Source organism: Rhizobacter sp. Root1221, from assembly GCF_001425785.1.
Lineage (GTDB): Bacteria > Pseudomonadota > Gammaproteobacteria > Burkholderiales > Burkholderiaceae_C > Rhizobacter.
The window spans coordinates 333,931-354,877 of the sequence record NZ_LMDI01000012.1 but is presented as its reverse complement, the minus strand read 5'-3'; the positions used below and the strand labels follow the sequence as shown (position 1 = coordinate 354,877).

Below are 20,947 nucleotides of genomic sequence, written 5' to 3'. Positions count from 1 at the left end.
CCTCGTTCAGGTCAGCACGACACGGCTGACGCCGGCCGCCTGCGCATTCTGCAACGCCAGTCCGGCCCGCTCGATGGTCTGTGCCACGGTCTCCCCGGCGCGGTGTTCGGTGACCCCCACCGAAAAACCGGTGTGGGACTGCAACGCCGCCGGGTCGGCGCACAGGTTGCACACGCGGTCGCGCAAGCGCTCGAGGCTCAGCCGCGCCAGCGACGACCGGGTGTCCGACAGCATCAGCAGGAATTCCGCGCCGTTCCAGCGCGACAGCAGGTCGGAGATCCGGATCACCGCCAGCGCTTCGCGGGCGAAACACTTGAGCAGGTCGTCACCGTACCCGGCCCCCCGGGCCGCCGACAGCGCCGCGTACTCGTCGAGGCTCAGCATCGCGATGCAGAAGGTCTGGCCGGAACGCACGCCACGCTGGCGCTCCTGCTCCATCAGCTCGACCATGTGGCGCCGGTTGATGAGGCCGGTGAGTTCGTCGCGGGTGGCCAGGTCCTGGATGCGGGCGAGGGCGATGGCGATGTCCTTTTTCTGGCGGCGCAGCCGCTCGCGCATGCGGCTCAGCTGGCTCGTCATCATGGCCACCGCGGGCACCATCACCGCGATCATGAAAAAGTGGCTCGACTCGACCGCCGGCACATGCACTTCGGGCCGCAACCGGCTCATGATGGCCATCATGGTGCCGAGCACCGCCACCGTGAACACGCCCACGCGCCAGATCTGCCGCGCGGTGAGCGCATACATGCCGAACATGAAGATGACCATGACGATGGGGAACACCCCCCCGCGGCCCTCACCGGCGATGGCGTAGGCGGCTGCCCCGCAGACGATGGCGAACACCATCTGCGGCACCGTGAGCGACGGCTCGGCGAACCTCTGGTTGCGCCCGCTGCGGATGACGACGTAGAACACCACGAACCCGCCAGCCAGCACCAGCGACCAGACCACCACGGGGACGAACGGCGCGATGCCGAGCCACACCAGGTAGAACATGTTGACCACGCTGCACGTGACAAGCAGCATGGCCACGCTCCACTGGGCCAACCGGAGGCGCTGCTTGGGCTCGATGCCCATCGCCCGCCGGCACAGGGCCGAGCGGCCCACCCGCTGCCTCAGACTCGCCACTTGTGCACCGCAGCATGAACCGGGCGCAGTGCGGCCGCCATGTGTCGTTCGGACGTCGTGCAAGGCGTGGGTGGCATGGCGTCGGGCCTTTGCAGAGGAGAGCGCTGATCGGGGGATTATTGCCGCAGGGGCGACGGTACCTAAAAACGCGCCGCGACACCAGTCATTCGAAATCCCTACACTGGGTAGAACTGCCCGCCGCGAAGTCAGGAAAGTCAGGAGTCAGCTGATGAATGCACCGCTTCCCGAAGCCGTCCGCCGTGCCCTCGAGCAGGTCACGCTGGACGACAAGTACCGCCTCGCCGAGGGGCACGCTTTCATGAGCGGGGTGCAGGCGCTCGTGCGCCTCCCCATGCTGCAGCGCACGCGCGACACGCTCGCCGGACTCAACACCGCGGGGTTCATCAGCGGCTACCGCGGCTCGCCGCTCGGCACGTACGACCAGGCCCTGTGGCAAGCCAGTGAACACCTCGCGGCCAACCGCATCGTTTTCCAGCCCGGGGTCAACGAGGAACTCGGTGCCACCGCGGTATGGGGCTCGCAGCAGCTCGACCTGTACCCCGAGGCGCGGAAGTACGACGGGGTGTTCGGCCTCTGGTACGGCAAGGGACCGGGCGTGGACCGCTGCGCCGACGTGTTCAAGCACGCCAACATGGCCGGCACCGCGAAACACGGCGGGGTGGTGGCCGTGGCCGGTGACGACCACATCGCCAAGAGCAGCACCGCCGCCCACCAGAGCGACCACATCTTCAAGGCCTGCGGGCTGCCGGTCTTTTTCCCGAGCAGCGTGCAGGAGATCCTCGACCTCGGCCTCCACGCGTTTGCGCTGAGCCGTTTCTCCGGCGTGTGGGCCGGCATGAAAACGATCCAGGAGATCGTGGAGTCGTCGACCACGGTGGACGTGAACCCGGACCGTGTGCGCATCCTGCTGCCCGAGGACTTCACGATGCCGCCCGGCGGCCTGCACATCCGCTGGCCCGACCCGCCGCTGGAGCAGGAAGCGCGGCTGATGAACCACAAGTGGTACGCCGCACTCGCGTACATCCGCGCCAACCGGCTGAACCACAACGTCGTCGACACCCCGGACGACCGCCTCGGCCTGATCGCCAGCGGCAAGGCGTGGAACGACATGCGCCAGGCGCTGCACGACCTTGGCCTGACCGACACCGACTGCCGCCGCCTCGGCATCCGCCTGCACAAGGTGGGGGTGGTGTGGCCGCTCGAGGCCACCATCACCCGCGACTTCGCGCAGGGCCTGCAGGAGATCCTGGTGATCGAGGAGAAGCGCCAGGTCATCGAGTACCAGCTGAAGGAGGAGCTCTACAACTGGCGGCCTGACGTGCGGCCGAACGTGCTGGGCAAGTTCGACGAGGCCGAGGACGACCGGTCCGGTGGCGAGTGGTCGCAGCCGAACCCCAGTGGCAACTGGCTGCTGCGGGCGCAGGCGGACCTGACCCCGGCGATCATCGCGCGGGCGATCGCCCGCCGCGTGAAGAAGCTCGGGGTCGATGCCGACACCGCGGCCCGCATCGACGCCCGCATGGCATTGATCGACGCCAAGGAACGCAGCCTGCAGGCGCTCGACCTGGGCAGTGGCGCCGACCGCATGCCGTTCTACTGCAGCGGCTGCCCGCACAACACCAGCACGAAAGTGCCCGAGGGGTCACGTGCGCTCGCCGGCATCGGCTGCCACTACATGGTGCTGTGGATGGACCGCCAGACCACCACGTTCACGCAGATGGGCGGCGAGGGGGTCACGTGGGTGGGCCAGGCCCCGTTCACGACCGATCGCCACGTGTTCGCGAACCTCGGCGACGGCACCTACTACCACTCGGGGCTTCTGGCCATCCGCCAGAGCATCGCGGCGAAGGTCAACATCACCTACAAGATCCTGTTCAACGACGCGGTGGCCATGACCGGCGGCCAACCGGTGGACGGCACGCTGCGGGTGCCGGAGATGACCCGGGAGCTGGAGGCCGAAGGGGCCCGCCGCATCGCCATCGTCACCGACGAGCCCGACAAGTACGACGCGGTGCGCGGCCGGCTCGCCCCCGGAGTCACGGTGTACCCGCGCAGCGAACTCGAGGCCGTGCAGATCCAGTTGCGCGAGGTCGAGGGCTGCACGGTGCTGATCTACGACCAGACCTGCGCCACGGAAAAGCGGCGCCGCCGCAAGCGCGGCACGATGGCCGATCCGGCACGCCACGTGGTGATCAACGAACTGGTCTGCGAAGGCTGTGGCGACTGCTCCACCAAGAGCAACTGCTTGAGCGTGGAGCCGGTGGAAACCGAGTTCGGCCGCAAGCGCCGCATCAACCAGAACACCTGCAACAAGGACTATTCGTGCCTTGATGGTTTCTGCCCCAGCTTCCTGACGGTGGAGGGCGGCAAGCTCAAGGGTGCGAAGGCCGCCGCGCGGCCCGATCCGTTCGCCTTGCCCGAGCTGCCCGAGCCACAGCTGCCCGATGCCACGTCCGCCTGGGGCATCGTGGTCGCCGGCATCGGGGGCACCGGGGTCATCACCATCGGGCAACTGGTGGGCATGGCCGCGCACCTGGAAGGCAAGGGCGTGATCACGCAGGACGCCGCGGGCCTCGCGCAGAAGGGCGGCAGCACCTGGAGCCACATCCAGATCGCCAACACGCAGGACGCGATCCACACCACGAAGGTGGGCACGGCCGAGGCCGACCTGGTGATCGCGGGCGACCCCATCGTGGCCGCCGACCGGCAGACTCTCGCCACCATGCGCCAGGGCCGCACTTACGTGGCCCTCAACACACATGCCACACCCACGGCCGCATTCGTGAACAACCCGGACTGGCAGTTCCCGTCGGCCCATTGCGAGGCAGCCATCGCCGACGCCGTGGGCACCGATCACCTGGGCCGCTTCGATGCCGACCGGGCCGCGGTGCAGTTGCTTGGCGACTCGATCTACACGAACCCGCTGATGCTGGGCTATGCGTGGCAGATGGGGCGGGTGCCGCTGTCGCTGGTGTCGCTGATGCGTGCCATCGAGCTGAACGGGGTGCGCCCGGAACTGAACCAGAAGGCGTTTGCGTGGGGCCGCCGGCTCGCCCATGAACCCGAGGCGGTGGCGGCCCTGATGGCACCCGCCACCCAGCCCATCACGTTCCTGCACAAGCCGCGGCTCGACGACACCATCGCCCGGCGCATCGAGTTCCTGACGCAATACCAGAACCGGGCGTGGGCCAACCGCTACGAGGCGTTCGTGAAGCGGGTGCGCGCGGCCGAGACTGCCGTCGGCGGCCAGCAGCTCACCGAAGCGGTGGCCCGCTACCTGTTCAAGCTGATGGCCTACAAGGACGAGTACGAGGTGGCGCGCCTGCACACCGACCCCACGTTCGTGCAGCAGGTGCGCGATCGCTTCGAGGGTGACATCACGCTGCACCACCACCTGGCCCCGCCCATCGGGTCACCGCGCAACGCACGGGGCGAGCTGGTCAAACGCCCGTTCGGCCCGTGGGTGCGCGGCGTGTTCCACGTGCTCGCCCGGCTCAAGGGCCTGCGCGGCACCCCGTTCGATGTGTTCGGCTACACGGAAGAACGCCGCACCGAACGCGCGCTCATCGCCGACTACGAGGCCCGCATCGCGGCGCTGCTGCCGCAGCTGACTGCCGAGAACCTGCCGCTGGCCGCCCGCATCGCCCGGGTGCCGGAGGAGATCCGCGGGTACGGACATGTCAAGCTGCGCCACCTGGTTGCGGCGCGCGCGCACGAAGCGGCGCTGATGGCCGAGTGGGACGAAGCGCTCTCAGGGAAGGCCCTCAAAACTGCATGAAGGACACGCCCGCGCCGAAGCTGTTCTGCTTGAAGTTGTAGTCGGTGAGCGTTTCGCCATAGCCGCTGAACCCCTGCACGAACCAGCGCAGGCCGTTGGGCTGGTCGCTGAAGACCGGGTAGGACCATTCGAGTTGCAGGTTGCCGCGCTTCGTGTTGTTGAACGACGAGCGCCACTGGAGCGTGGTGGTGGCCGGCCCGGCGCTCCATGCGAGCGCCAGTTCCCCGCGGCCCCTGAAGTGCTGCAGGTCGGGGTTGTTGTCGGTGTCGGGGCCTTCGTCGAGGCGGTGGTTGTAGCGCGCCGTCAGCGTCCAGTTGCCACGCTCGAACCCGGTGCCGAAGTACACGCGGTTCCAGCTGCGCGACAGCGGGTCGGACTGGCCGTTCGACTGGTGCGCCAGCGCCACCTGCCCGAACCGCCACGTCACGCCCCCGGGCAACTCGCGCAGGCCCTTGGGCACCGGCACCATGTAGATCAGTTCAGGCTCGTAGTCGGTGTTGCGGAACGGCTTCGAGTCGGCGCCGTTCCAGATCTGCCACATGGCCTGCTGCGTGAACGCGAGCCAGACGTCGGCGTTGTCGATCAGCAGGTCCTGGGCCACCTTGGTGCGCAACGACAACTGGAACTTCGCCTCCACCTGCCGGTACGCCGGCAACGACACCACCGCCTGGGTGGGCGACATCGGCGACCGGTTGATGCGGCTCGTGTAGTGGAGCGGCATCACGTAGTTGGGCCGGTAGCCGGTGAAGTTGAAGGTGCCGCGCTTGTCCTCGGGGTCGAGTTCCCAGTACTTGGACAGCAGGCTGCCCGAGCCCGACGTCCCCGACACCGCGGCCTGGGCGGGCGCCGCCGCCGCGTCCTTCGGCGCCAGCAGCGAGGTGGACGGCTTCGGCTCGTCGGCTGCCAGCGGTACCGGTGCAGACGGCGCACGGCCGGCCAGCTTGTCGTAGCAGGCGAGGCGGTCGGCCGCGGGACCGATGGCGGCGCAATGTTCGAGCGTGGGGGTGTCGCCGGCCGAGGCCGCGCTGCAGGCGGCGAGGAAGGCCAGGGCCGGGAAGGTGTGTCGGACGGAAGGCGGCATGGCAGCAGGGCAAAATGCGATGGCCCCGATGGTAGGGGCTCCGCGGCCCCGCTCGCCGCACGGCGCGCCGTCGTCCTACACGTTCACTTCCACAGCGGGCACTTGGACTCCGCCTTCGTGGTGTAGGCGTCATCGCCCTTGATGGTTTCGATGATCTTGTAGTAGTCCCACGGCGCCTTCGATTCCTCGGGCGTCTTCACCTGCATCAGGAACATGTCGTGCACCATGCGGCCGTCGGCGCGCACGTAGCCGCCCTTGGTGAACATGTCGTTGATCTTCGCCTTCTTGAGCTGGGCCATCACCGCATCGGCGTCGTCGGTGCCGGTGGCCTTGACGGCGTTGAGGTACTGCGCGGTGGCCGAGTAGTCGCCCGCCTGGACCATGGACGGCATCTTCTTCATCACGCCGAAGTACCGGCGCGCCCAGGTGCGCGATTCGGGCGATTGGTCCCAGTACCAGCCGTCGGTGAGGTACAGGCCCTGCGTGGCCTTCAGCCCGAGCGCATGCACGTCGGTGATGAACAGCAGCAGGCCGGCGAGTTTCATGGTCTTCGTGATGCCGAACTCGTTGGCCGCCTTGATGGCGTTGACGGTGTCGCCCCCCGCGTTGGCCAGCCCGAGGATCTGCGCCTTGGACCCCTGGGCCTGCAGCAGGAACGACGAGAAATCGCTCGCCGACAGCGGGTGCCGCACGGCGCCGAGCACCTTGCCGCCCGCGGCGTTGACCACCGTGGTGGTGTCGTTCTGCAGCGACGTGCCGAAGGCATAGTCGGCCGTCAGGAAGTACCAGGTCTTGCCACCCGACTTCACCACCGCGTTGCCCGTGCCCTTGGCGAGTGCCACCGTGTCGTAGGCGTAGTGCACGATGTAAGGCGAACACTGCTCGTTGGTGAGCGCCGCACTGGCCGCCCCGAGTGAAATGAACGGTTTCTTCTTTTCAGAGGCCACCTTGGCCATCGCGAGGTTGGTGCCCGAGTTGGTGCCCCCGAGCAGCATGTCGAGGCCCTGGGTGTCGAACCACTCACGCGCCTTGGCGGCGGCGATGTCGGGCTTGTTCTGGTGGTCGGCCACCACGAACTCGACCGTCTTGCCGTTCACCTTGCCCCCGGCATCGGCGATGGCCATCTTGACCGCCTCGGCGCCACCGGCGCCGTCGAGGTCGGCGTAGAGGCCGGACATGTCGGTGATCAACCCGATGCGGATCACATCACCGGAGATCTGGGCCTGTGCGGCACCTGCGGACAGCAGGGCGCAGGCGGCCAGGGCGGTTGCGGTCATCTTGTTCATGGCGGTTCCCCGAGGGCGGCGTTCACGGCCGGACGCGGGTGCGGCGGATGGAACGGCGCCAGACCAGTCTACGGCGGGCCACCTGGCGCCCGCGTGTCCCCAGCGCCACGGCGGGGAAACTCCGGACAGGGTTTCCACCGCCGCGGTGGGGCCGATCCGTGGATTTTTTTGAACGATCACAACAAGCCGCGTGAAAGCGCTGTGGGCGGGAACCCTCTACATTCCGTTCCTGAACTCAACATCCTTCTCTTCACAGGTGACCCGATGACCCCCTCTCCCGGCCGATACACCCCGGTGGCCAAGGCCCTGCACTGGCTGCTCGCGCTCGGCATCATCGTGTCCTTCTGCGTCGGGGTGTACATGAGCGGCCTGCCGTTTTCGCCCCAGCGCCTGAAGCTCTACAACTGGCACAAGTGGGCCGGCGTGACGATCCTCGCGCTGTCGGCCATCCGCCTGTTGTGGCGCCTGACCCACCGCCCGCCGGCCGACGTGCCGATGCCGGCATGGCAACGCATCGCCGCCCACGCCACCCATTACCTGCTGTACGCGCTGTTCTTTGCAGTGCCGCTCGTGGGCTGGGCCTACAGCTCGTCCGCCGGGTTCCCCATCGTGCTGTTCGGCGTGCTGCCCCTGCCCGACTTCGTGTCGCCCGACAAGGCGCTGTCAGAGATGATCAAGCCGTGGCACGGCTACCTGGCCTACACGATGGCCGCGCTCGTGGTGTTGCACGTGGCCGGCGCGCTGAAGCACCAGTTCGTCGACCGCGACGGCCTGTTGTCCCGGATGCTGCCGTCCGGCCGCTGAACAAACACTGAACTTTTCCCGCCCGCCTTGCACTGAGGACTCCATGAACCTCTCCAAATTCGCTGCCTTCGCCGCCGTTTCCGGCGCCCTCGTCTCCGTGGCCCTGCCGGCCGCGGCCCAACAGAAGCTGGTCCCTGCCCAGAGTGAAATCGCATTCACCAGCCGCCAGATGGGCGTGCCGGTGGACGGCAAGTTCAAGAAGTTCGACGCCCAGGTGACGTTCGACCCCAAGAAGGCTGACGCCTCGAAGATCGCGTTCACGGTCGACCTCGGCAGCGTGTCGCTCGGCGCCTCGGAAACCGAGGCCGAAGTCGTCAAGCCCGAGTGGTTCGACACCAAGGCGTTCCCGCAGGCCACGTTCCAGTCCACCACGGTCAAGGCCGTGGGGGGTGGGAAGTTCGAAGTGGCGGGCAAGCTCGCGATCAAGGGCGCCTCGAAGGACGTGGTGGTGCCGGTCACCATCGCGCAGGCCGGCCCCACCACCACCGCCACCGGCGCCTTCACCATCAAGCGTCTCGACTACAAGATCGGTGACGGCGACTGGAAGGACACCTCGATGGTGGCTGACGCCGTCCAGATCAAGTTCAAGCTCGCCCTGACCGGCGTCGCCCCCCTCTGACGGACGGGGCCCACGCCCCGGCCGCCTGGCAGTTCCCCCCGGCTCCGGCCTCCGCTCATCCCTCCAACCAAGGACACACCATGTTCACCAAGACCATGCTCATCGCCGCCAGCCTGCTGGCCATCACCGGCGCCGCCCAGGCCGAAAGCACCACGTACAGCGTGGACCCCACCCACACCTTCGTGACCTTCGAGGCCCGCCACTTCGGCACCAGCACGAACCGCGGCCGCTTCGACAAGAAGGAAGGCTCCGTGACGCTCGACAAGGCCGCGAAATCCGGCAAGGTCGAAGTCACCATCGACACCACGTCCATCAACACCGGCGTGGGCCCGTTCGACGGCCACCTGAAGAGCAAGGACTTCTTCAACACCGCCGAGTTCCCCACCGCCAAGTTCGTGGGCGACAAGTTCACGTTCGACGGCGACAAGGTCAAGTCCGTCGCCGGCACGCTGACCCTGGCCGGCCAGTCGCAGCCCGTCACGCTGGCCGCCAGCAACTTCAACTGCTACACGAACCCGATGCTCAAGCGCGAGGTGTGCGGTGGTGACTTCGAGACCACCATCAAGCGCAGCGAGTACGGCGTGAAGTACGGCCTGCCTGGCATCCCCGACGACATTCGCCTCCTGATCCAAGTCGAAGCCGTGAAGCAGTAAGCCCCCCACGTCGCTTCGCTCCTGCCCCCCAAGGGGGGCGCCCGCGGTCGCCCGGGGGACCCGGGCTCGGCGGTAGCTTGATCTGCGGCTTCGCTGTGCTCGCCTATCGGGGGCTCAGGTACTTGGCTAGTGCCCTTGTCAGGTCGTTGTCCTTGAACGGCTTGGCGAGGTGTTCGTCCATGCCGGCGGCGATGCTCTGGGCGCGGTCCACGTCGAAGGCGTTGGCGGTGAGCGCCACCAACGGCGTGCGGGGCCAGCCCTGGGCGGCCTCGTGATCGCGCATGCGGCGGGCGGCCTCCAGGCCGTCCATGACCGGCATCTGGCAATCGAGCAGCACCAGGTCGGGCCGGTGGTTCCGGAACGCGTCCACGGCCTGAAGGCCGTCGGGCACCACCACCACGTCGAGGCCCAGCTTGTGCAACACAGCCTCGGCCACGAGCGCATTGACGGGGTTGTCCTCGGCCAGCAGCACCCGGCCCGACAGCACCTGCGGCAGCGGCGTGGCTCCCACGTCGATGGGCACGTCCACCTCCGGGCGCGGCAGGTCGAGCTTGAGCGTGAAGCAGGACCCCTTGCCCAGCTCGCTCGTGACCCGCAGGTCCCCGCCCATGGCCCGCGCCAGTTCGCGCGCGATCGTCAGCCCGAGCCCGGTGCCGGCGAAGCGGCGGGTGAACGAGCCGTCGGCCTGGTGGAAGGCGTCGAAGATCACCGACAGGTGCTCCGGCGCAATGCCCACCCCGGTGTCGTACACCGCAATGCGCGCCCGGCCCTGTTCGGCGTTGTGCTTGGCCACCACGGTCACGCTGCCCATCTCGGTGAACTTGATGGCGTTGCCAACCAGGTTGTGCAGGATCTGGCGCAGGCGTGCCGGGTCGCCGACCACCGGGCAGGGCCGCGGCATGTGCAGGCGGGCCGTCAGCTGCAGCCCGGCCTCGGTGGCAGGCGGCACCGACAGCGACACCACGTCGTCGATCAGCGCCGCCAGGTCGAAGTACTGCGGCGACAGCTTCACCTGGCCGGCCTCGAGCTTCGAGAAATCGAGCGCGTCGTTGATGAGCGTGAGCAGGTGTTCGCCCGCCCGCTCGATCAGCGCCAGCTGGGGCACCGCCGGGTCGGCCTGTCGCAACCCGCGCGCGAGCCCCAGGATGCCGTGCAGCGGGGTGCGCATCTCGTGGCTCATCGTGGCAAGGAACTGGCCCTTGACGTTGCTCTGGCGCTGCGCGAGCCGCAACGCCTCGGCCCGCTCCTCGGCGATGCGGTCGGTCCAGAAACGCAGCCGCAGCAACTCGCCGATGCGCTGCTCGGAGTGCCGCGCCTCGATCAGCATCAGCGCCAGGTAGAGCGTCAATCCGGCGCCCACGTACAGGCCGGTGCGGGAGTCCAGGGCCAGCTCCAGCGCGGCGATGGGCGCCAGCAGCGCCGTGAGGAACACGGCGCTGGCCCGCCAGTTCGATTGCAGCACGAAGATGCCCACCGACCCCACGCCCACGAGGGCGGTCAGCACCAGGATCGACACGGCGGGCAGGTCCTGCGGGATCACCCAGAGGCCCACGATCGACCAGGCCAGGCCGTCGATGCCGATGCCCACGACAAACGCGGACTCCCAGCCCGGCCGGCCCCGGTCGGCGGAGGCGCTGTAGCGCAGGTTCAACCACAGCCGCGACACCGACACGAGGCAGCGCAGCGCAAACCACGCCCAGACCCCGCGCGGGTTGACATGCGGCAGCAGCCCGAACGACAGCAGCAGCGCAAACGCCGCACCGGCCCAGTTGACCATCTGCGACCGCTGGTAGAGCAGTGCGATGCGCGCCTCGCGCACGCGCCGGTCCAGCCCGCCATCGCCGTCGGCAGCGGCCGCCCCGCCGGGCGACGAGAATTCGGTCATCGAGGGCCTTTCGAGCCGTGTCATGTCATTCGCACCCCATTATCCCGACCCGTCCACCGCCCAAGGAACCCGCATGTGTCCTAACCTCCGAATGTTCGGCCTGGCAGCACTGGTGGCTTGCGCCGGCGCGTCTGCACAAGCACAAAGCCTGCCCTACCAGCTGGACCCGTCGCACACCAAGGTCTTCTGGGAGGTGCGGCACTTCGGCACGTCCACCAGCCGCGGCCGCTTCGATGACGTCCAGGGCCAGGTGTCGCTGGACCGCGCCGCCGGGCGTGGCGAGGTGGCCATCACCGTGGGCACCGCCTCCGTCAGCACGGGGGTGCCACCGCTCGATTCGATCCTGCGAGGTGAGTACTTCTTCGCATCGGCCGCGCACCCACGCGCCTACTTTGTGTCGCGGCAGCTGGTGTTCAAGGACGGCCGGCTGACACAAGTGGTCGGTGAACTGACCCTGCGCGACGTCTCGACCGGGCTGACCCTCACCGCCACCCGATTCAACTGTTACACGCACCCACGACTGCAGCGCGAGGTGTGCGGCGGCGATTTCGAAGGCGAACTGAGCCGGGGTGAGTTCGGCATCACCTACGGGTTGCCGTTCGTGGCCGACCGCGTGCGGCTGGTCGTGCAGATCGAGGCGATCGCGCCCTAGAAGCCGGGCCGCGGAGAGAAGGGCCCGCCCGGCCCCGGTTTTTGGGACAATGCAGGGATGACCTCCACCGACCTCCAGGCCACCGTCGCCCACATGGGCGCGGCGGCACGTGCGGCCAGCACAAAAATGGCCGCGGCCCCCACCGCCGCCAAGAACCAGGCGCTGTCGGCGCTCGCCCGCCTGCTGCGCGGCGACACCGCCGCCCTCGCCGAGGCCAACGCAAAAGACATCGCCGCCGCCGAGGCCGCCGGCCTGGCCGCACCGCTGGTCGACCGCCTGCGCCTCACGCCGAAGGTGCTCGCCACCGTGGCCGAGGGCTGTGACCAGATCGCCGCGATGCCCGACCCGGTGGGCGAGATCACCAACCTGCGCCGCCGGCCCACGGGCATCAGCGTGGGCCACATGCGCGTGCCGCTCGGGGTGTTCGGCATGATCTACGAGAGCCGGCCCAACGTCACCATCGAGGCCGCGTCGCTTGCCATCAAGAGCGGCAACGCGTGCATCCTGCGCGGGGGTTCGGAAGCCATCCATTCGAACCTCGCGCTGTGGAAACTCGTGCAGGCCGCATTGTCGGAAGCCGGGCTCCCGCCTGACGCCGTGCAGCTCGTGCAGACCACCGACCGCGCCGCGGTGGGGTTCCTGATCGCTTCGCCCGAGTCGGTCGACGTCATCATCCCGCGCGGCGGCAAGGGCCTGATCGAACGCATCAGCCGCGAAGCGAAGGTGCCGGTCATCAAGCACCTTGACGGCAACTGCCACGTGTTCGTCGACGCCTCGGCCGACCTCGAACTCGCGCTGCGCGTCACCGACAACGCGAAGACGCAGAAATACAGCCCCTGCAACGCGGCCGAATCGCTGCTCGTGCACGAGGCCATCGCCGCCGCGTTCCTGCCGCGCATCGGCGCCGTGTTCGCCGCCAAGGGCGTGGAAATGCGCACCGACGACCGTGGCCGCGTGCTGCTGCAGGGGGTGGCCGGGGCCACCGTCGTGCCTGCCACGGAGCAGGACTGGTCCGAGGAATACCTCGCGCCGGTCATCAGCGTGAAGGTGGTGTCCGGCCTCGACGAAGCCATCGCGCACATCAACCGCTACGGCTCGCACCACACCGACGCCATCCTCACCGAACACCACTCGAACGCCATGCGGTTCCTGCGCGAAGTCGACTCGGCGAGCGTGATGGTCAACGCCAGCACCCGTTTCGCCGACGGCTTCGAGTACGGCCTCGGCGCCGAGATCGGCATCAGCACCGACAAGTTCCACGCCCGCGGCCCGGTGGGCCTCGAGGGGCTGACGTCGATGAAGTGGGTGGTGCTGGGCCAGGGCGAAGTGCGGCAATGAGGCCGTCGCGCCGCGCGCTGGTCCTGTTCTCGGGCGGGCAGGACTCCACCGCCTGCCTCGCGTGGGCGCTCGAACACCACGACCACGTCGAGACCATCGGCTTCGACTACGGCCAGCGCCACGCCATCGAACTCGAATGCCGCAAGGCCGTGCGCGAGCACCTCGTGGCCGGCTTCCCGCAATGGGCCAGGCGCCTGGGTGACGACCACCTGCTCGACCTGTCGCTCCTGGGGCAGATCTCCGACACGGCGCTCACGTCCGAACGCGAAATCGAGATGACCCGCAACGGCCTGCCCAACACGTTCGTGCCGGGCCGCAACCTGCTGTTTTTCACGTTCGCGGCCACCGTGGCATACCGCCGCGGACTCAACGTGCTCGTGGGCGGCATGTGCGAGACCGACTTCTCCGGCTACCCCGACTGCCGTGACAACACGCTGAAGGCCCTGCAGGTGGCCATCAGCCTCGGCATGGACACGCCCATGACCGTCGAGACGCCGCTGATGTGGCTCGACAAGGCCCAGACCTGGGCCTTCAGCGCCGCGCTCGGGGGTGAAGCGCTGAACGCGCTGATCGTCGACCACACCCACACCTGCTACCTCGGCGACCGCAGCCAGCGCCACGAATGGGGCTACGGCTGCGGCCAGTGCCCGGCCTGCGCGCTGCGCCGCCGCGGCTACAAGGGCTGGCGCGAACGCGGCCAACCCGAGTTCGCCGATACCGACCCGCTGGGCCTCGCGCCATGACCACCTCGCAGGCCGTGGCGGTCATCGTCGCGGCGGTGTTGCTGTTCTGGGGGGTGGGGGCCTACAACCGGCTGATGTCGTTGCGCAATGCGATGCGCGCGGCCTTCAGCCAGCTCGACGCGCAGGTGCGCCGCCGCCACGACCTGATTCCGCACCTGGCCGAAGCCGCCCGCACCGACCCCGGCACCGACACCGACGTGCTCGATGCCGCGGTGGCCGCCCGCCACCAGGCCCATGCCGCACTCGACCTGGCGCGCGCCCACCCCGGCGCCCCCGGGCCCATGGTGAGCCTGGCGATGGCCGAGCAGGTGCTGGAAGACGCCTGCCGCCGCCTGCAACAGGCCATCGACCGGCAACCGGCCCTGAAGGGTGAGCCGGCCGTCCAGGCCGTGCGCGACGACCTGCTCGGCGCCGAAGGCCGCCTCGGTTTTGCGCGGCAGATGTTCAACGACACCGTGACCGCGTACAACACCGCGGCCCAGGAGTTCCCCACCCGCGTGTTGTCCAGCCTGTTCGGCTTCCGCGAAGCGGCGCTGCTGCCTGCGCCGGTCGACAGCGGGCCCCGGACCGTTTGACACCCATGGCCGATCCCGCCCTCCACCTGCCCCGCGCAGCGCTCACCGACGATGAACGCGATGCGTTCGACCACCTGGCCCGCCTGCACGGCCCCGGCGAACTGCGTGCCACCGTGCTCGCACTGCTGCTCACCCCCGAAAGCCAGCGCGAACGCCGAGCCTGGCAGGCCGAGACCCGCGGGCTGAGCACGGCCCGGGATTGGCATGCCACGGTCATGCAGCTGTCGCGCGCGTCGCGCCTGCCATGGCTCGAACGCCTGCTGGGCCGCCTGGCCAAGGCCCCGCTCGGCGATCGCCAGGCCCTGGTGGAAGCCGCGCGCCGCGTGATGGCCGCCGACGGCCAGATCCGCCCCATCGACCGCCTGCATTGGCTCGTGCTGCGCCACCGCCTCGGCGACCCGGTGAGGGCAGTCGCCCAGCCCGCAGCGCACAACGAGATGGCCGAGCTGTCGCTGCACACGCTGCGCGAGGTGGCCCGCGTGACCGCGTTCCTGTCGCGCCTCGTGCCCACCGGCGAAGCGGTGGCCGGACAGGGCTGGTACCTTGCGGTGATGTCGCCGTGGCTCACGTCACACGATCTCCCCGCGTGCCAACCGCCCGACGCCGACGGGTTCTTCAACGCACTGGCCGAAGTGCAGGCGATGCCGTGGATGCTGCGGCCGGTGCTCGTGCGCGGCTGGCTCGAGCAGGCGCTGGCGTTGAGCCCGTCGCGCCGGTTGGTTCCCGATGCGGCCGACGCACTGCGCCTCGCCGGCCAACTGCTCGATTGCCCCATGCCGCCGGAACTGGCCCGGCACTACGCCGAACCCGACGCGGACTGACGGGCACCAGAGGCTGAGTTTTTCAGCCCTGGCCCACGATGGACGCGGTGGCCACCAGTTCGTCGAACAGCGCCAGCGACACCTTGCCCGACACCGCGAACGGGTCGAGCGCGGCCGACTCCGAGTACTTCAGCAGCAACGCGGGGTTCAGGCGCGACATGTTCACCTGGCCCATCGACCACACCGCGAACCGGCGTTCGTCGACTTCCTCGTAGCTCAGCAGCACGACCTCGCGGTGGCGCGGGTCGGTGGCGATGCGGTTGTAGAGCGCGCTCACGGCCGAACGGCCGCCTTCCAGCACCTGCAGGAAGACGCCCGACGAAAAGCACAACACCCCGGTGATCCCGACGGCCGGGTTGTGCACCTTCGAGCGTTTCAGGATCGCGACGAGCGCGTCCTGGTCCACCGCGCCGGTGGCCCGGCTTGCATACATCAGTCGTACCAGCATGGCAGCCCCTCCGTTGGGTTCAGTTGCGTTGCCCGATCAACGACAGGAATTCGCGGCGCAGGTTCGGGTCCTTCAGGAACGCCCCGCGCATCACGCTGTTGGTCATTTTCGAGTTGATGTCCTTGACACCGCGCCACTGCATGCAGAAGTGGTCGGCCTCCATCACGATGGCGAGACCGTCGGGCTTGACCCGCTCCTGCAGTTCGTTGGCGAGCATCGTCACCGCCTCTTCCTGGATCTGCGGGCGGCTCATGATCCAGTCGCAGATGCGTGCGTACTTCGACAGCCCGATCAGGTTCGAGTGTTCGTTCGGCAGGATGCCGATCCACACCTTGCCCATGATGGGGCACAGGTGGTGAGAGCAGGCGCTGCGCACGGTGACCGGGCCCACGATCATCAGCTCGTTCAGCCGTTCGACGTTCGGGAACTCGGTGACCAGCGGCATGGGCACGTACCGGCCGCCGAACACCTCGGTGAGGAACATCTTGGCCACGCGGCGCGCGGTTTCGTTGGTGTTGTGGTCGCTCTGGGTGTCGATCACCAGGGACTCGAGCACCCCCTGCATCTTGGCTTCCACCTCGGACCGCAGCTCGTCCATCTCGCCCGGGCGGATGAACGCCGCGATGTTGTCGTTCGCGTGGTAGCGGCAGTCCGCGCCGACGAGCCGGTAACGGATGCGCTCGGAGGCGCTGAGCTTCGCAAGCTCTTCCTCGCTGCGAAAGATGGGGGCGGTGGGCTCACCGGACATGGCTCGATCCTCTTACTTCTGAAGTCCAGATTGTGACCGCCCCGGCGCGCCCGTGCCCGCCGGGGTCCCGGGCTCTTCTTTCTGCCGCCCCGGGCCCCCGGGTCCGGGCCGATAGACTCGGTGGGTGAACACGCCTTCCTTGCCCCTCTCGACCCTGCTGGTCCACACCGCTGCCGCGCTGCAGGCGGTGCGTGCCGGCCGGTCGCTCAACGACGTGCTCGACCGCTGCCCGCCCGCGGCCCGGCCCGGCACCCAGGCCCTCGCGTTCCAGGTGCTGCGGCGCCTGGGCGGCGCGCAGGCCGCGCGCCAGCACCTCGCGCCCAAGGCGCCCGCCCCCAACGTCGACGCGCTCCTCACCACGGCGCTGGCGCTGCTGTGGCCCGGCGACGACACCGGCGCCCGCTACGCCCCGCACACCCTGGTCAACCAGGCCGTCGAGGCGGCCAAGCAGACCGCCCGGGCCAGCGCCCCGTTCATCAACGCGGTGCTGCGCCGGTTCCTGCGCGACCGCGACACCGTCGTGGCCGCGGTGCAGGCCGACCCGGTGGCTGCGCTGAACCACCCGCGCTGGTGGATCGACCGGTTGCGCGCCGACTGGCCCAGCGCGTGGCGCGGCGTGCTCGAGGCCGACAACGACCACCCGCCGATGACACTGCGGGTCAACGCCCGCCGCACCACGCCGCAGGCGTACGTGGCGCGCCTCGCGGCCGCGGGGCTCGAGGGCACGGTGGTGGGTCCGCATGCCGTTCGCCTCGGCCGGCCTGCGCCCGTGTCGGACCTGCCCGGTTTCGCCGACGGCGACGTGTCGGTGCAGGACGCCGCCGCCCAGTTGGCCGCCCCGCTGCTGCTCGGTGGAGGGCTGCCCCCGGGGGCCCGGGTGCTCGACGCCTGCGCCGCCCCCGGTGGCAAGACCGCCCACCTGCTCGAGCTGGCCGACCTCGACGTGCTGGCCCTCGACAGCGATGCCGACCGGCTGCGCCGGGTGGACGACACGCTGCACCGCCTTGGCCTTGTCGCCCGCACCGCGGCGGCGGACGCCCGGCAACCCGACACCTGGTGGGACGGCCAGGCGTTCGACGCCATCCTGCTGGACGCCCCGTGCAGCGCCTCGGGCATCGTGCGCCGCCACCCCGACGTGCGATGGCTCCGCCGCCCCACGGACATCCCGGCGCTGGCCGAGACCCAGGCTGCGATGCTCGACGCGCTGTGGCCACTGCTGAAACCGGGCGGCCGCCTCGTCTACTGCACTTGTTCGGTGTTCCGGGCCGAGGGCGACGCCGGAATCGACGCTTTTTTGCAACGCCAGGGCGGGCTCAGCCTTGTGGGCCGGCCACCTTCTCCCGGTCATCTGCTGCCGGGGCCCGACAATCGTGCCGTGGAAGACGCGCCCGATGCCGGGGCGTCGCCCGACGGTTTCTATTACGCCCTGCTGACCAAACCCTTGCCCTGACCCTGCCGCGTGCTCCGGATCCACTGGCCCCTTCCATCAATCGGGTTCCGCCACGGCGCACCGCACCGGACGGGCGGGCTGCGCGCGGCCGTGCTGGCGTTGTTGTGCGCGCTGGCCCTGTTGATGGCCGGGCCGGTGCGGGCCGACGGGGTCAACCTCACCGCGTTCGAGCTGGTGCGCACCGACGAAGGGCTGCAGCTCACGTTCTCGGCCAAGTTCGAGTTGCCCCGTTCCGTCGAGGACGCGCTGCAAAAGGGCGTGCCGCTCGTGTTCGTGGCCGAGGCCGCGGTGTTCCGCGACCGCTGGTACTGGCGCGACAAACGGGTGAACGAAGCCGTCCGCACCTGGCGGCTCGCCTACCAGCCGCTCACGCGCAAGTACCGCGTCACGTTCGGCGGCCTGAACCAGAACCACGACAACCTGGCCGACGCGCTGGCGTCGCTCAGCAGTTCGGTGAACTGGAAGATCGCCGAGCCGTCGCAGCTCGATGGCGATGGCCACTACGTCGAGTTCCGCTACGCCCTCGACACCAGCCAGATGCCCCGCCCCATGCAGATCGGCATCGGCGGCCAGGCCGACTGGTCGTTGCGTGCCGAACGGTCGCGCCGGTTGAACTGAACCGGCGCGTGTCCGTCCGACCATGAGCAAAGCCTCCCGCTGGGCGTGGATCATTTCGTTGGTGGCCGTCATCGGCACCGGCCTGGTCCTCGTGTTCCTGCTGTCCCTCGCCACGAACAGCCGCGGCCTCTACGAGCACCACTACGTCTGGCTGTTCTGGGTCAACGTGATCGTGGCCGGGTTGCTGATGCTCGTGATCGGCATCGCCGGCGTGCGCCTGCTGATGCGGGTGCGGCGCGGCAAGTTCGGCAGCCGGCTGCTGATGCGGCTGGCCCTCGTGTTCGCGATGGTGGGGGTGTTGCCCGGGTTGCTGATCTACACGGTGTCGTACCAGTTCGTGGCGCGCAGCATCGAGACCTGGTTCGACCTGAAGGTGGAAGGGGCCCTCGAAGCCGGCCTGAGCCTCGGCCGCGGCACACTCGACACCCAGGTGAACGAACTCGCCGCCAAGACCCGCCTGGCGGCCGAACGCCTCGGTGACGCCGGCCAGGCCATCCAGCCCATCGCGCTGGAGCGGCTGCGCGAACAACTGTCGGCCCAGGAGGTGACCCTGCTGGGGCCGAGCGGCCAGGTGCTTGCCACCACCGGCCGCACGGCCCGCTTCGCGCCCGAGCGCCCGTCCACCGCGCAGATGCGGCAGGCGCGCAGCGCCCGGGTGGTGGGCCAGCTCGAAGGGCTCGACGAAGACAACCCGAGCGGGTCGAACGAGGCGCGCATCCGCGCACTGGCGCACATGCCCAACAGCAGCTTTTCGCTGAACGCCCAGGACCGCTTCCTGATGGTCACCCAGCTGCTGCCGAGCCAGGTGGTGGCCAACGCGCTGTCGGTGCAGGCGGCGTACCGCGAGTACCAGGCCCGCGCGCTCGCGCGCAACGGCCTGCGGCGCATGTACATCGGCACGCTGACACTCACGCTGATCCTCGCGGTGTTCGGCGCGCTGCTGCTGGCCGTCACGCTCGGCAACCAGCTGGCGCGGCCACTGCTCGTGCTGGCCGATGGCGTGCGACAGGTGTCCCGCGGCGACCTGACCCCGAAACAGGTGCTGGCCGCCACCGACGAACTGAGCGGCCTCACGCGTTCGTTCGCCGACATGACCGGTCAGCTGTCGGATGCCCGGTCACTCGTGCAGCGCAGCCTGTCGCAGCTCGAGGCCGCGCGCACGAACCTGCAGACCATCCTGGACAACCTGACGGCCGGTGTCATCGTGTTCGACAAAGACGGCCGCATCGACACCGTGAACCCGGGCGCCACGCGCATCCTGCGGCTCCCGTTGTCGGCGTACCGAGGCCGGCCGCTCGGTGACGTGCCCGGCCTCGAGGAATTCGCGAATGCCGTGCAACAGCGCTTCGACCTGCACCGCACGAGCCCGGAGGCGGGCGAACGCGACCACTGGCAGGACGCCTTCGACCTGCAGACCGGGTCGGCCAACGCGATGGAGCGCGACAAGGTGACGCTGCTCGTGCGCGGTGCGGCCATGCCCCATGCGGGCCGCCTGATGGTGTTCGACGACATCACCGAGGTGGTGTCTGCCCAGCGCGCCGAGGCCTGGAGCGAGGTGGCGCGGCGCCTGGCGCACGAGATCAAGAACCCGCTCACCCCCATCCAGCTGTCGGCCGAGCGCCTGCAGCACAAGCTGGAATCAAAGCTCGAAGGCACCGACCAGGCGATGCTCGTGCGGTCGGTAGGCACCATCGTGAACCAGGTGCAGGCGATGAAGACACTCGTCAACGAGTTCCGCGACTACGCGCGGCTGCCGTCGGCACGCCTGCAGTCGCTCGACCTGAACGCGCTGGCGAGCGAGGTGCTCGGGCTCTACGCCACCGCGCAGGAATCGGGGCGCCTGAAGGCCGAGCTGACCGCCGGCCTGCCCCCCATCGTGGGCGACACCACCCAGCTGCGGCAGGTGATCCACAATCTCGTGCAGAACGCCCTCGACGCCGTCACCGACCAGCCCGACGGCCACGTGCGCCTGCGCACCGAGGTGGCACGCAACGAACAGGGCGAGTTGCGGGCCGTGCGGCTGCAAGTGCTGGACAATGGGCCGGGGTTCCCCGAAAAAGTGCTGAAACGCGCATTCGAACCCTACGTCACCACGAAGAGCAAAGGCACGGGCCTGGGCCTCGCGGTGGTCAAGAAGATCGTCGACGAACACGGGGCACGCATCCGCCTGGCCAACCTCCCGGCGGACGCCGAAGGAGGGCAGGGTATTGCCGGTGCCCAAGTTTCGATATCATTTTCAAAATTGGCGCCGGCAGACAGCCCCTCCGCTGTCCCTGCAACCGCTTGATGCCGGGCGCAC

General features: G+C 69.0%; 18 protein-coding genes. 12 read left to right on the top strand and 6 right to left on the bottom strand.

The window, feature by feature from the left end; all coding sequences use genetic code 11:
• Nucleotides 1–6: 6 nt before the first annotated feature.
• On the bottom strand, nt 7–1,128 hold the full coding sequence (locus ASC87_RS11445) for a GGDEF domain-containing protein (RefSeq protein ID WP_235582141.1): 1,122 nt from the start codon (nt 1,126–1,128) through the stop codon (nt 7–9).
• A 229-nt stretch (nt 1,129–1,357) separates the two neighbouring features.
• Between ASC87_RS11445 and ASC87_RS11440 the strand changes: the two genes are divergently transcribed.
• Nucleotides 1,358–4,927 carry an indolepyruvate ferredoxin oxidoreductase family protein gene (locus ASC87_RS11440; RefSeq protein WP_056661109.1) on the top strand — a complete coding sequence of 1,190 codons (3,570 nt, stop codon included), beginning with the start codon at nt 1,358–1,360 and terminating at the stop codon, nt 4,925–4,927.
• On the opposite strand, the gene ASC87_RS11435 is transcribed toward ASC87_RS11440, so the two are convergent.
• Both ASC87_RS11435 and ASC87_RS11430 read right to left on the bottom strand, forming a co-directional pair.
• On the bottom strand, nt 4,914–6,008 hold the full coding sequence (locus ASC87_RS11435; RefSeq protein WP_056661106.1) for a phospholipase A: 1,095 nt from the start codon (nt 6,006–6,008) through the stop codon (nt 4,914–4,916). The two genes, ASC87_RS11440 and ASC87_RS11435, sit on opposite strands and share 14 nt — an antisense overlap.
• A gap of 83 nt (nt 6,009–6,091) precedes the next feature.
• Complete coding sequence (locus ASC87_RS11430; protein WP_056661102.1) at nt 6,092–7,294, bottom strand: ABC transporter substrate-binding protein; 1,203 nt, start codon at nt 7,292–7,294, stop codon at nt 6,092–6,094.
• 264 nt (nt 7,295–7,558) lie between these two features.
• Between ASC87_RS11430 and ASC87_RS11425 the strand changes: the two genes are divergently transcribed.
• The 3 genes from ASC87_RS11425 (at nt 7,559) to ASC87_RS11415 (ending at nt 9,370) form a co-directional block, all read left to right on the top strand.
• Nucleotides 7,559–8,098: a cytochrome b gene (locus tag ASC87_RS11425; protein WP_056661099.1), complete on the top strand. Its 540-nt coding sequence runs from the start codon at nt 7,559–7,561 to the stop codon at nt 8,096–8,098.
• Between the two features lie 43 nt (nt 8,099–8,141).
• Nucleotides 8,142–8,717 (top strand): YceI family protein, encoded by a 576-nt coding sequence (locus ASC87_RS11420; RefSeq protein WP_056661096.1) that lies wholly within the window; start codon nt 8,142–8,144, stop codon nt 8,715–8,717.
• An 80-nt stretch (nt 8,718–8,797) separates the two neighbouring features.
• Nucleotides 8,798–9,370, top strand: a complete 573-nt coding sequence (locus ASC87_RS11415) for a YceI family protein (RefSeq protein ID WP_056661093.1) — start codon at nt 8,798–8,800, stop codon at nt 9,368–9,370.
• A 103-nt stretch (nt 9,371–9,473) separates the two neighbouring features.
• Here ASC87_RS11415 and ASC87_RS11410 read toward each other — a convergent pair whose 3' ends face one another.
• The gene (locus ASC87_RS11410) at nt 9,474–11,255 is read right to left on the bottom strand and encodes an ATP-binding protein (RefSeq protein WP_056661090.1); all 1,782 of its coding nucleotides are present in this window, start codon (nt 11,253–11,255) and stop codon (nt 9,474–9,476) included.
• Between the two features lie 73 nt (nt 11,256–11,328).
• Between ASC87_RS11410 and ASC87_RS11405 the strand changes: the two genes are divergently transcribed.
• Genes ASC87_RS11405 through ASC87_RS11385 form a run of 5 tightly spaced genes read left to right on the top strand, consistent with a single transcriptional unit; the run spans nt 11,329 to nt 15,384 of the window.
• On the top strand, nt 11,329–11,907 hold the full coding sequence (locus ASC87_RS11405; protein ID WP_056661294.1) for a YceI family protein: 579 nt from the start codon (nt 11,329–11,331) through the stop codon (nt 11,905–11,907).
• Between the two features lie 57 nt (nt 11,908–11,964).
• Nucleotides 11,965–13,245, top strand: coding sequence for a glutamate-5-semialdehyde dehydrogenase (locus ASC87_RS11400; protein WP_056661087.1), 1,281 nt, complete (start codon nt 11,965–11,967; stop codon nt 13,243–13,245).
• On the top strand, nt 13,242–13,988 hold the full coding sequence (queC, locus tag ASC87_RS11395; protein WP_056661084.1) for a 7-cyano-7-deazaguanine synthase QueC: 747 nt from the start codon (nt 13,242–13,244) through the stop codon (nt 13,986–13,988). The genes ASC87_RS11400 and queC overlap by 4 nt, the downstream gene beginning before the upstream one ends.
• The gene (locus ASC87_RS11390; RefSeq protein WP_056661081.1) at nt 13,985–14,563 is read left to right on the top strand and encodes a LemA family protein; all 579 of its coding nucleotides are present in this window, start codon (nt 13,985–13,987) and stop codon (nt 14,561–14,563) included. The genes queC and ASC87_RS11390 overlap by 4 nt, the downstream gene beginning before the upstream one ends.
• A gap of 5 nt (nt 14,564–14,568) precedes the next feature.
• Complete coding sequence (locus tag ASC87_RS11385; protein ID WP_056661078.1) at nt 14,569–15,384, top strand: hypothetical protein; 816 nt, start codon at nt 14,569–14,571, stop codon at nt 15,382–15,384.
• A gap of 22 nt (nt 15,385–15,406) precedes the next feature.
• Here the strand turns inward: ASC87_RS11385 and ASC87_RS11380 are convergent, their stop codons facing one another.
• Nucleotides 15,407–15,832 (bottom strand): BLUF domain-containing protein, encoded by a 426-nt coding sequence (locus tag ASC87_RS11380; RefSeq protein ID WP_056661076.1) that lies wholly within the window; start codon nt 15,830–15,832, stop codon nt 15,407–15,409.
• 19 nt (nt 15,833–15,851) lie between these two features.
• Entirely contained in the window at nt 15,852–16,580 is a 729-nt protein-coding gene (folE, locus tag ASC87_RS11375; RefSeq protein ID WP_056661073.1) for a GTP cyclohydrolase I, read from the bottom strand.
• A 139-nt stretch (nt 16,581–16,719) separates the two neighbouring features.
• Here folE and rsmB point away from each other — a divergent pair, with 139 nt between their 5' ends.
• From rsmB to ASC87_RS11360, 3 genes are read left to right on the top strand one after another with little or no spacing between them, the layout of a single operon-like run.
• Entirely contained in the window at nt 16,720–18,030 is a 1,311-nt protein-coding gene (gene rsmB, locus ASC87_RS11370; protein ID WP_056661292.1) for a 16S rRNA (cytosine(967)-C(5))-methyltransferase RsmB, read from the top strand.
• 9 nt (nt 18,031–18,039) lie between these two features.
• Nucleotides 18,040–18,648, top strand: a complete 609-nt coding sequence (locus ASC87_RS11365; protein ID WP_235582140.1) for a DUF4390 domain-containing protein — start codon at nt 18,040–18,042, stop codon at nt 18,646–18,648.
• Nucleotides 18,649–18,670: 22 nt separating this feature from the next.
• The gene (locus tag ASC87_RS11360) at nt 18,671–20,935 is read left to right on the top strand and encodes an ATP-binding protein (RefSeq protein ID WP_056661070.1); all 2,265 of its coding nucleotides are present in this window, start codon (nt 18,671–18,673) and stop codon (nt 20,933–20,935) included.
• The last annotated feature ends 12 nt before the right edge of the window (nt 20,936–20,947 follow it).